The organism is uncultured Lactobacillus sp. (genome assembly GCF_902491705.1).
In the GTDB taxonomy this organism is placed as follows: domain Bacteria; phylum Bacillota; class Bacilli; order Lactobacillales; family Lactobacillaceae; genus Lactobacillus.
Map to the genome: position 1 here is coordinate 1 of NZ_CABUIW010000064.1, position 11,367 is coordinate 11,367.

The window sequence follows — 11,367 nt, forward strand, 5'->3', positions numbered from 1 at the left end:
TCCACTGCCTCCTGGTTTACCGTCTTGGCTTTACGTTTGTCTTTTGGACTTCGACTTGTATTGCAGTCTTATCCGCCATTTGGCCTGACCAGGTTTCTGTTCGTAGACTCAGAAAACTTGCTAGCCACTTCCTTCACCCTTAGCGTTACCGCTAACGGCTTGTGGTTCGCTACACTTGGCGACAACTACCCGTGATCCGTATTTCAACGGACTAGATGAAATGTCATGCCCGACACACAATAAAAAGCCAAGACCCATGCAATAAAGCATGAATCTTGGCTTTAAATTATTTAACTATTAAATTAGTTTTCTCTTGAGTATGACTTAACGTCAGCATCAATTTCGTTAATGAAGTCATCAAGACTCTTAGAAATTTCTTCATCAGTACCGTAACGACGTACGTTAACGCTACCGTTCTTCATTTCTTCATCACCTAATACCAATGTGTAAGGTACCTTTTGGGTTTGTGATTCACGAATCTTGTAACCCATCTTTTCATTTCTGTTATCAACTTCTGCTCTGAAGCCGCGCTTAGCAAGTTCTTGACGAACCTTTTCAGCGTATTCGCCGTGAGCTTCATTGTTAACTGGGATGATTTCAGCTTGGATTGGGGCAAGCCAAGTTGGGAATGCACCCTTGTAGATTTCAGTAAGGTAAGCAATGAATCTTTCCATAGTACCAACGATACCACGGTGGATCATAACTGGACGGTGTTCTTCACCATCTTGACCAACGTAAGTTAAGCCAAATCTTTCTGGAAGCATGAAGTCAAGTTGGATAGTTGACATAGTTTCGTCATTACCCAAAGCAGTCTTAGTTTGAATATCAAGCTTAGGACCGTAGAATGCTGCTTCACCTTCAGCTTCAACGTAGTCAAGGCCAAGGTCATCCATAGCACCCTTAAGCATCTTTTGACTTCTTTCCCACATTTCATCGTTTGCAAAGTACTTTTCAGTGTTCTTTGGATCACGGTATGAAAGTCTGAAGTAGTAGTCAGTAATGTCGAAGTCCTTGTATACGTCCATGATCAATTTCAAGATCTTGGCAAATTCAGTTTGAACTTGGTCAAGAGCTACGAAAGTGTGACCGTCGTTCAAAGTCATTTCACGTACACGTTGAAGACCTGACAAAGCACCTGATTTTTCGTATCTGTGCATCATACCAAGTTCAGCAACACGAAGTGGCAAGTCACGGTATGAACGAATGTGGTGCTTGTAAATTTGGATGTGTGAAGGACAGTTCATTGGACGAAGTTCAAGCATTTCGCCATCACCCATGTCCATTGGTGGGAACATGTCATCACGGTAGTGTGCCCAGTGACCTGAAGTCTTGTAAGCATCAAGGTTCATAAGTACTGGAGTGTAAACGTGTTGGTAACCGTCAGCTACTTCACGGTCGATGATGTAACGTTCAACAACACGACGAATAGTAGCACCCTTTGGCATCCAGTAAGGAAGACCAGCACCAACCTTAGGATCAACGAAGAAGAGGTCAAGGTCACGACCGATAGTACGGTGGTCGCGTTCCTTAATTTCTGCACGACGCTTCAAGTCATCCTTTAAAGCAGCTTCCTTGAAGAATGCAGTACCAAAGATTCTTTGAAGCATTGGGTTTGATGACTTACCAAGCCAGTAAGCACCAGCTACTGACAAAAGCTTGAAGTGCTTGATCTTACCAGTGTTTGGAAGTAATGCGTCAAAGCCAAAGTCTACGAAGTCGCCTAACTTGTAAGCATCAACCTTGTCAGAATCAATCTTCTTCAAAAGTTCGCTCTTGAATGGATCATCCTTGAACATTTCTTCAAGTTCTGACTTGTCCATTTCAACGTGTTCAATAGCTTGACCACTCTTAACAAGCTTTTCCATAGCCTTTTCAAGTTCTGGCAATTCAGTAACCTTGATTTGGTCCTTCTTGTCAGTATCAACATAGAAGCCACCTTCGTCAGCTACGTGTTGACCTAAATGAAGTTCTGGGTACTTCTTCTTAGCAACAGCTTCTAAAGCAAATGCAGCAGTTGCTCTTAAGATATCCAAACCTTCTTCATCTTTATCAGTAAGGATAGCAATTTCAACATCACTATCAATTTCGTAATCAAGTGGCTTAACTTGGCCATTTACCTTAGCACCAACGGCAGCCTTTCCAAGTGAAGTAGCAATTGATGAAGCTACATCTTTAACTGAAACAGCTTTATCAAATTCTTTCTTTGAGCCATCTGGCAAAGTAACTGAAAAACTCATAAAATTACCTCCAAAAAAAAATCCCAGTGCGACAATGCACTGGGACGTTAATTGCGTGGTTCCACCCAAAATTCAAGTTAGCGTTCTCTAACCTCTTATATACGGATTAATAAAGGTATCCAACCTAATAAATTTTAACTTTGGGAATAAACGATTGGGGTGAACCTCTAATGAAGGATTTCCAGAACTAGATCCTTCTCTCTGAGTCGAGATTCATCATGTCTCGTTTAATTAATTTCAATTATACGCATTAAGACTTACGATGCAAGACCTTTTTTAAAATTAATGCAAAGAATTTCTTCGATCAGGTCCGGGCACCACGATTTCTCTAGCTAAAAAGCGTACTCGTTGCATCAATCTTCTGGCCTTAACCGGATCAGTCGCATTACGCGTTTCTTCAAAGTGTGATTGAAGTGCATCCATATCCAAATTGGATGAGAAAAATGTTGGCAAAACATTATCCATTCTTGCTTGCAAAATTACGCCTAACACATCATCACGTGACCATTGACTAAGGCTTTCTGCTCCAATGTCATCTAAAATAAGCAAATCACATTCAGACAGTCTGCGAATTTCTTCTTGCAGACTAGTTCTACTGTTATTGTCAAAGTGACTAGCAAGGCCTGCAATAAAAGTTGGCACATGCAAGAAAATGACATTTTTATTCATGTTGGTAACGACATAATTAGCTAGACCTGCCAAAATATAAGTTTTACCAACACCAAAATCACCAGAAAGATACAATCCCTTTTGATGAGGATTCTTTTGATACTTTTTCAAAAAGTCATAAATCAAAGCAAGGACGCCATTTCGATCATCCGTGACATCAATTTCACTTAAACTAACATCATGCAGGCGAGCAGGTAAATCAACGAGCTGCAATCGTCTTTGCGCTGCCTTTTTACGGTCTTGTGCAATCTTAGCTCTTGTAGGTGTATAACGAACGTCAATTACTTTACCATTTAAAAATAATTGCGGAGTATACCCAGCCATTACCTTATTTGGGTGCTGTTTTTGCGAATAAAATTCATATAAATTTGGCATACTACTGCGAATCATTTTTTGATCGATCTTATCCTCATTTTGCTTTAAAAAAGCTTGGACTTCAGGATCATGCAAAGCTTGGTTTTCTAATTCTTTTTCATCGCCTAAATTGCGTTGTTTGACAATTTGCTTGATTACTTCGCCTATTGGTTCCATCTATTCACCTGCTTTCTTATTTGTTATTCAGATCTTTAAACAAGTCTTTAAGTTGTTTAGTGGAAATACCAGAATTAGTATCCACCTTTTTCTTGCTCCAATCTGTTCCTTTTTCTACGCGCTTATTTTGATAGCTTCTCCTAGGCTTTCTATTGCCAAAGCTATCACGTCTCTTCTTCACATATTGCAAAGCTTGAACTGCTGTGGCAACGCCATGTTGCAGCCAATCATTGGCTATTTTATAAGCTAAATTTGAATTTACTACAGTGTCATAAGTCAAGCAAGTGTAAGTCAAAATATTAATTAAGTCTTCTGGCAAGCCATACTGAGTATGCAGATTATTGATAATTTGCCGCTCGCCTGCACTTGTAATGCCGCCCTTTTTGGTTTTCAAATTATACAAAAATTCAGCGGGTGAACTTTCATTAGCTTCTTTGAGGAGCTTTCTGTCATCATCGTCTAAGCCTTTGATTGCAGCTAAGGCTTTCTTACGCCCTTCTTTTAGCTGCTTTTGCACATTTTCTCTAGTATTAATCCGCTTATAATTTTCCGCTAGAGTATTACTAATATCCCGCATGTTCAATTCATATGAACCGTGAAGACATGGTAAGCTTTCATCCACAAATTCTTTTTCGGATAAGCCATATGTCTGCATTAAAGAGCGAATTTGATTCTTCTTATTATCAATTTCACTTGCTGGAATTTGATAAACCTCGTATTGCTGTTTAATAAAGTCCCAATCAACTGTATCATGATCGTTCACTTTAGCTACTTCTGCTTCATGAATCTTGTTTTCTTTAGCAGCTTCAATTACATCGCTTGAAGGAGTAATCGCTTCATCCCCTGGCAAACGAAATACATCAAAGAAGTTTGCCGAAACATCGCGAGCATTTTTGATCGGCTTTTCCTTTAACTTAGCCTCTTTAGCAAATTTATGACTCAATTCATGAAAAGTTTCTTCGCCAACTTTTTCTTTAAGTAAACTCGCCAAAAGCGGTGTCGCAAAGAATTTATCGGCTCCGGGCACCTTAAGCAGCTTAAACACTAGAACATTATTGAAAACATTATCGGATAAAAATGTTTGCACCAATCCCACAGCTTCAAGCTTATGCAGTGAATCAAACATTTGCTTCAAGCTGCAATCTAATTGTTCTTGCAGCGAATATATTCCCTTAGAATCAGAAATAATGCCATATGGATCGTAGTCGCTGATTAAAGTTTGGTAAAGTGCTACGGCAACACCGCCAACTAATGGCTGATATAACTTAATTAAAATTTGTTCATCTTCAGGAAAAAGCGTAATTTGATTAGCTACATAATATAGATGCTTGGGATTAGATGTCTCAAACATTTCTAATTACCCTTTCCCTTTTTAGCCATCATGTCTTCCATAGTCTTCATGAAGCTAGACATATCTTTAAATTCACGGTAAATAGAAGCAAATCTAATGTAGGCTACATCATCTAAGTTAGCCAATTCATCCATCACATATTGACCGATCTTCTTAGATGAAATTTCACTTACGCCTTGCTTTCTTACCTTGTTTTCAACGTGATCAACTAATTGTTCGAATTGTTCACTACTGATAGGACGCTTTTGACCTGCAGCCATTACACCGTGCAAAATCTTTTTACGGCTAAATGGTTCACGCGTTCCATCATTCTTAATAACTAATAATGGCGCCGTTTCAATACGTTCAAAAGTAGTAAAACGAAAACCACAGTTTTCGCATTCTCTACGTCTTCTAATTGCCCGGTTTTCATCACTAGGACGTGAATCAATAACGCGGGAGGCATTTTGATGACAATTTGGACATTCCATAGCTATCCCTCTTCTTTGATCTTAAGTAATAATTGTTCTAGTTTGTTTTCTAGTTCTTTTATTGTACCAGTATTTTCAATCACAAAGTCAGCCAGTTGTGCTTTTTTATCAAGTGGCATCTGACTTTTAATTCTCATTTTTGCTTCTTGATCAGTTAAGCCGTTTCTTTGCATTAATCTCTTTATTTGAATAGCTTCTGGAAGCGTGATTACTAAAACGCTGTTAGCAATATTGCGATTGTTCCAGCCAGACTCAAAATAAAGCGGCACATCAAGAATAACAAGGCCTTCATTTTGATGTGTTTTGACCTTTTGTATTGTTTTATCGAAAATTAACGGGTGAGTCAACTGATTTAGTTTATTTAGCGCGGTTTTATCACTAAAAACTAATTGTCCGAGCTTTTTCCGATCGATTGTTTGATCATCATTTAAATATTCTGCTCCAAATGCATCCCTGATAGCCTGCCAAGATGCATTTTTTGGCTTCATTAAATCATGCGCTATTTTATCGCAATCGACAATTGGAATATTTTTACTTTCAAAAAATTGATCCGCGGTGCTCTTGCCTGTCGCAATCCCGCCAGTTACAGCTAAAATATATGTCATTTGTAAATCACCTGACAATGAGGGCAAAATGTTGTTCCTCTTCCAGATACTTTGATTTTTTCTAAAGTTGTGCCGCATCTAGGACATTCTTCTCCGGCATGTCCATAAACTTGAAGCATGTTTTGATAGCCACCAACTTGGCCATTAGCATCAAGATAGCTATGCACAGTCGTGCCACGCTTTTCTGTGGCTACTTCAATTGTTTCATCGATGTTTTTCCATAAATCAGCAACTTTTTCAGCTGGAATCTTATCAGCAATACTCAAGGGATGGATTTTGCTCTGCCACAAAGTCTCATCCACATAAATATTACCAAGTCCTGCTACAGTAGTTTGATCAAGCAAAGTATTTTTGATATTTTTGCGCCTTTTCTTCAAACTGCTGATGAAATATTGCTTACTAAATTCAGGCGTATTAGGCTCTGGTCCAAGTTTACCGATACCAGTAACTTGTCTTTCAGTTCCAGTTAAAACCAGCTGCATGCGGCCAAACTTGCGCACATCGTTATAGCGCAAAGCCGTACCATCGGTAAACACAAACTCTACATGATCATGCTTATCTTTAGGTGCATCTTCAGTAGTTAAATGATATTTCCCTTCCATGCGCAAATGCGAGACAATCGTCAAATTATCGCTTAAACGGATAAGCAAATATTTCGCATAACGATCAATATCAATGATTTTTTTACCAGGCAATTCTTTTAAAAATTTATCATGATCTGTAGCGACGATCTTTGGATACCATAAAACCACTTTTTCAATTGTCTTACCTTTAACTAAAGGTAGTAATGTTCTTCGAACAGTTTCAACTTCGGGCATTTCAGGCATTTTATCACCTACTTTGCATCATACCAATTGTGTCCCCAACCAGAATCTGCAATTAATGGAACATCAAGCTTTACAGCAGATTGCATTACTTCAGGAACAATCTTCTTAATTGTTTCTAGTTCTTCTTTTGGCACATCAAAAATCAATTCGTCGTGAACCTGAACGACCATCTTGGTCTTAAGGTGCAATTCATCAAGCTTCTTTTGCATATTAATCATAGCAATCTTGATGATATCAGCAGCTGAACCTTGAATTGGTGAGTTAATCGCGGTTCTTTCGGCAAAGCTTCTGACATTAAAGTTCTTTGAATGGATATCTGGCAAGTATCTGCGGCGATGCATGATTGTTTCTGCATAACCCTTTTCACGTGCTTCTTGCACTGCCTTATCCATGTAATCTCTAATTTGAGGATATTGTTCAAAGTAATTTTCAATAAATTCTTTAGCACGTTTTCTAGAAATACCTAAGTTCTTGGACAAACCATAATCGGAAATACCATAAACGATACCAAAGTTAACGGCCTTAGCATGACGACGCATAAGTGGCGTTACTTCATCTGGAGAATCCAAATGGAAGATCTTCATAGCAGTGTGTGAGTGAATGTCGTAGCCAGTCTTAAAGGCCTCTTGCATGTTTTGCTCCCCAGAAACATGAGCAAGTACTCTAAGTTCAACCTGTGAGTAGTCACAAGAGAAGATATAGCCATCTGGCTCACTTGGAACAAAGGCTTTTCTGATTTGCTTGCCTTCTTCAGTACGAGTTGGGATATTTTGCAAGTTAGGATCCACACTAGAAAGTCGTCCTGTAGCAGTTAAAGTTTGCAAGTAACGCGTATGAACGCGGCCATCTGGTTGAATTACATCAAGCAGACCCTTAACATAGGTAGATTGAATTTTTGCAATTTGACGATAATCCAAAATTTCACTAACAATTGGACTTTGCATCTTCAATTGATCCAATACTTCAACTGAAGTTGAGTAACCAGTCTTAGTCTTTTTAATAACTGGCAAGCCTAGCTTTTCAAAAAGAATATGACCCAATTGCTTAGGTGAATTTAAGTTGAATTCTTCGCCAGCTTGACTATAAATCTTGTCTTCAAGTTCCTTTAATTTAACAGCAAATTCATTTTGCAATTGAATCAAGGTGCTGGCTTCAACTTTCATCCCGTTCATTTCCATTTTGGCTAAAACGCGAGCAGTTGGAATTTCGATTGTTTCAAATAAATCATCTTGTTCATGATCCTTGAGCTTTTTGAGCAGTTCAGGTTTCAATTTTTCAATTACGCAAACCTTGGCAGCCAAGTGTTTGAAGAATTCTTCGTCTTCTGGAATTGCCTGCTTCTTACCCTTACCGTATACTTCTAAATCAGTCTTAACTGAGTAGTCATCATAAAGGTGAGCAACTTCGCCAAGGTCGTTAGAGTTATTCTCATTATTAACCAAGTATGAAGCAAGAAGCATATCATAATCGAGCCCGCTAGCAATAACGTCGAGTCGATGCAAGCCAACAGTGGTCCGCTTCAAATCAAAGACATTCTTTTTAATTGTTTTGTTTTCAAGAATTCCTTTAAGTGGCATATCCTGCAATAAAGCAATGTCTTTTGAAATGTAAACTTTATCGCCAACTTTTAAGCTGAATCCTTCAAATGGTGCTAAGTGATAATTGTCACCAAGCATTTCAAGGTAAAAACTGATTTCGTTTTCCTTTAAGTCATTTAATTCGGCAACATTATCGGTAGTTAATTCGACATATTCATAATTTTCAGTCTCATCAGCTCCGTCTGCGGCACCTTCTTGATTTAATTCAGCTAAAAACTTCTTGAAACCTAATCTTTCATAAAGATCACGCAGTTTCTCGTAGTCTGGATCTTTCTTAATTGTGTCTTCAAGCGTTACTGTAACAGGAGATTCACGATCGATAGTTGCCAATTTTTTAGCTAAAAAGGCCTTGTCCTTATCGCGAATAAGACGCTCCTTACGCTTAGACTTCTTCAAATCATCGATATGATCATAGAGGTTCTCTACAGAACCATATTTTTGAATTAAATTAGATGCGGTCTTAGGGCCGATGCCTTCAACACCAGGATAATTATCGGAATTATCACCCATTAGAGCCTTCATATCAATGAATTCGGTTGGCGTTACACCATTAACTTCCTTCATATGTTCAGGCGTATATGCTTCAGTATCTCCAACACCATTTTTGGTAATTAAAACCGTCGTCTTGTCTGAAGCAAGTTGTGTCAAGTCGCGGTCACCTGTGACGATGTCTACTGTGAAGCCAGCGTCCTCACCCATCTTAGAAAGAGTGCCGATAATATCGTCTGCTTCATAATTCTTCAATTCGTAGCTTTTAATGCCTAAATCCGTTAGCATTTCACGGATAACTGGCAATTGTTCAAGAAGTTCACTAGGTGTCTTTTGTCGTCCGCCCTTGTAGTCCTTGTACATAGCGGTTCTGAAAGTAACTTTACCTGCGTCAAAGGCAACTAAGATGTTAGTTGGCTCTACTTGCTTGACGATAGCGTCCAGCATGTTTTTAAAAGTGAAAATAGCGTTGGTGTGCAAGCCATCTGGACTGGTAAAGCGATCGAGTTGCCGATACAAAGCATAAAAGGCACGAAAGGCAACTGAGTTTCCGTCGATTAAGAGTAATTTCTTTTGTGCCACGATAAGATCTCCTCGTTAAAAATAAAAAAGCTGTCAAAATTAGTCTACTAACTATTTTAACAGTTTTTGCTATTATCTGGTTTAATTTACATATTTTAGCATGAGTTGAGAGTGTCTTGGGTGAAATGAAAGCTTAATTTTTCTGATATAGCTTAACAATTATAACATTCAATTTACTCAAAAAAACCTCACCACTCGCATTGGTAAGGTCTTTTTGTTTAAGTCAACAACCATCAAAATTAATCTAAATACAACAAATCTGGTATTTCTAAACTAGTTTTAGTCGCAATGAAATTATTTATATATTCACTTACATTCTTTTCTTGACACATATATTCAATATTAGTATTGGAAAATTCCATATCTTTTTTACTAAAGTCAAAACTCATCTTACCTTTACATAATTCTAATTGATCATTAGTTGGTTTAACTTTCTCTTTAATCTCTGAAATTTGGTTCTTTAATAAATCACATACTGTTTTTAGTTGATTTCTATCTTTAAAAATAACTATATCTTTTAATAATCGATTTCTTTGTGAATGATCCGAAGATATTGCATGCTCTTTACTTGAAAGCAAAAAATTTTCTACATAAAAATCAATAGAATCTTCACAAATATATTGAAAGGTTAGCATTTCACCCGGAAGGCCTTGATTTAAATCTGCCAACATTGGTGTTACTGTTAAAAATCTTGCACCATCTAACCAGACAACCAAAATATTTTTCAAAAGCTGACCACGATACATTAGTTTTAATACTTGCCAATCCATTCGTATTCTAGATTGAGATAAAGAATATGATTCTACTCTATTTCGTCTTTCTTTATCATCAACTAAATACATGCAATAGTCTGGATCAACATTGTATCTAAAACCAACTTGATCATTCTCAAAATATTCCCAATTATCTACATCTAAGAGTTTTACTTTATATTGATCACTAATAGATAAATCTAGACCAAATCTCTTTTTCCAAAGTTGTTCGACTTGATAATCGCTAGCTGTTCCAGTAATTGATGTCTCTGTTCCATTCATTCTACAAAAAATTTGACCAGCTCGAATAACATGTTTACATTTTTTAGGGTGACATTCTTCTTTAAGATAAACAGGAACATCGCTAGTATCTTTTATAATAAGTATATCTATTAAATGATCACCTATATTTATAGTCTTAACTACTATCTTAGGAATATCTCGATTAGCAATAGGTAAACTATTTAAATACTCAGTAAGTGTTTCTGTATTCAGCCTATTACTATCTTTTTCAATACCAACAACTTTACGATCACCATCATGGATACCAAATATCAAATAGCAATCTTGATGGTGAGCAGTATTAACAAAACTAAATATATCTTTGATCATCTCATCTTTTTGATGTTCGTTATACCACTCAACTTTAAAATCATGATATTCATCTTCATCTGTATTTATAAGTTTTCGTATTTTTTCTTCAAGCATAAAATCCTTATTCTTCTATTTCTAATGGTGGTAATTGATTAATCAAATCAACTGTTTGAACTGAAACATTGATAATACGCAAAAGCAAATTAAAAATGTACTTTAAATCTTCGCTGAAATCGTTTGGATCATCGGTAATGCCGGACTTTTTGTCAGTTTTAACTTGGTACTGATCCATGATCCATTCTATAGCTGAGCGACCATTGACAATGTATTCATAAGCTTTTTCAGGAATATCAGTAATAGTAATTGAGTCATTAAAGATGATAGTAGAACGATCAGTTTCTAGCTTGCCGTCCTTGTTGCGCTTCTTAGCAAATTTCATCTTCTTTACTCGATAATCAGGAGTGCCGCTATAGTTAACTTGCACTTTATCGTAAATAGGAACTTTTTCGTAGTTAAGATGAAGTTCCATAAGTTTTTTACCAATTTCAACGTACTTTTCTTTATCTTTGCAAACAGGAATGCGTGCAAGGTCTTTCTGAAGTGAGACCCAAAAGTTAGACACTTTTGGGTCTTTTATTATGACTAAATTTAATAAAGAACAA

At 37.2% G+C, this 11,367-nt stretch carries 10 protein-coding genes; all 10 read right to left on the minus strand.

All coding sequences use genetic code 11. The features are described 5' to 3' along the window. Nucleotides 1–120: 120 nt before the first annotated feature. Nucleotides 121–270: a hypothetical protein gene (locus RDN22_RS09875; RefSeq protein ID WP_308557878.1), complete on the minus strand. Its 150-nt coding sequence runs from the start codon at nucleotides 268–270 to the stop codon at nucleotides 121–123. A gap of 32 nt (nucleotides 271–302) precedes the next feature. Next, complete coding sequence (thrS, locus tag RDN22_RS09880) at nucleotides 303–2,237, minus strand: threonine--tRNA ligase (RefSeq protein ID WP_308557880.1); 1,935 nt, start codon at nucleotides 2,235–2,237, stop codon at nucleotides 303–305. Between the two features lie 282 nt (nucleotides 2,238–2,519). Then, nucleotides 2,520–3,437, minus strand: a complete 918-nt coding sequence (dnaI, locus tag RDN22_RS09885) for a primosomal protein DnaI (RefSeq protein ID WP_308557881.1) — start codon at nucleotides 3,435–3,437, stop codon at nucleotides 2,520–2,522. Between the two features lie 16 nt (nucleotides 3,438–3,453). Continuing rightward, complete coding sequence (locus RDN22_RS09890; protein WP_308557883.1) at nucleotides 3,454–4,788, minus strand: DnaD domain protein; 1,335 nt, start codon at nucleotides 4,786–4,788, stop codon at nucleotides 3,454–3,456. Between the two features lie 2 nt (nucleotides 4,789–4,790). Next, the gene (nrdR, locus tag RDN22_RS09895) at nucleotides 4,791–5,258 is read right to left on the minus strand and encodes a transcriptional regulator NrdR (RefSeq protein ID WP_308557885.1); all 468 of its coding nucleotides are present in this window, start codon (nucleotides 5,256–5,258) and stop codon (nucleotides 4,791–4,793) included. A 2-nt stretch (nucleotides 5,259–5,260) separates the two neighbouring features. Further along, the gene (gene coaE, locus RDN22_RS09900) at nucleotides 5,261–5,863 is read right to left on the minus strand and encodes a dephospho-CoA kinase (RefSeq protein ID WP_308557886.1); all 603 of its coding nucleotides are present in this window, start codon (nucleotides 5,861–5,863) and stop codon (nucleotides 5,261–5,263) included. Next, nucleotides 5,860–6,690, minus strand: coding sequence for a bifunctional DNA-formamidopyrimidine glycosylase/DNA-(apurinic or apyrimidinic site) lyase (gene mutM / locus RDN22_RS09905; RefSeq protein ID WP_308557887.1), 831 nt, complete (start codon nucleotides 6,688–6,690; stop codon nucleotides 5,860–5,862). The genes coaE and mutM overlap by 4 nt, the downstream gene beginning before the upstream one ends. A gap of 8 nt (nucleotides 6,691–6,698) precedes the next feature. Then, on the minus strand, nucleotides 6,699–9,359 hold the full coding sequence (gene polA / locus RDN22_RS09910; RefSeq protein ID WP_308557889.1) for a DNA polymerase I: 2,661 nt from the start codon (nucleotides 9,357–9,359) through the stop codon (nucleotides 6,699–6,701). Between the two features lie 239 nt (nucleotides 9,360–9,598). Beyond that, the gene (locus RDN22_RS09915) at nucleotides 9,599–10,819 is read right to left on the minus strand and encodes an ATP-binding protein (RefSeq protein ID WP_308557891.1); all 1,221 of its coding nucleotides are present in this window, start codon (nucleotides 10,817–10,819) and stop codon (nucleotides 9,599–9,601) included. A gap of 7 nt (nucleotides 10,820–10,826) precedes the next feature. Next, a partial coding sequence (locus RDN22_RS09920; RefSeq protein ID WP_308557893.1) for a type ISP restriction/modification enzyme occupies nucleotides 10,827–11,367 on the minus strand: 541 nt, incomplete at its 5' end.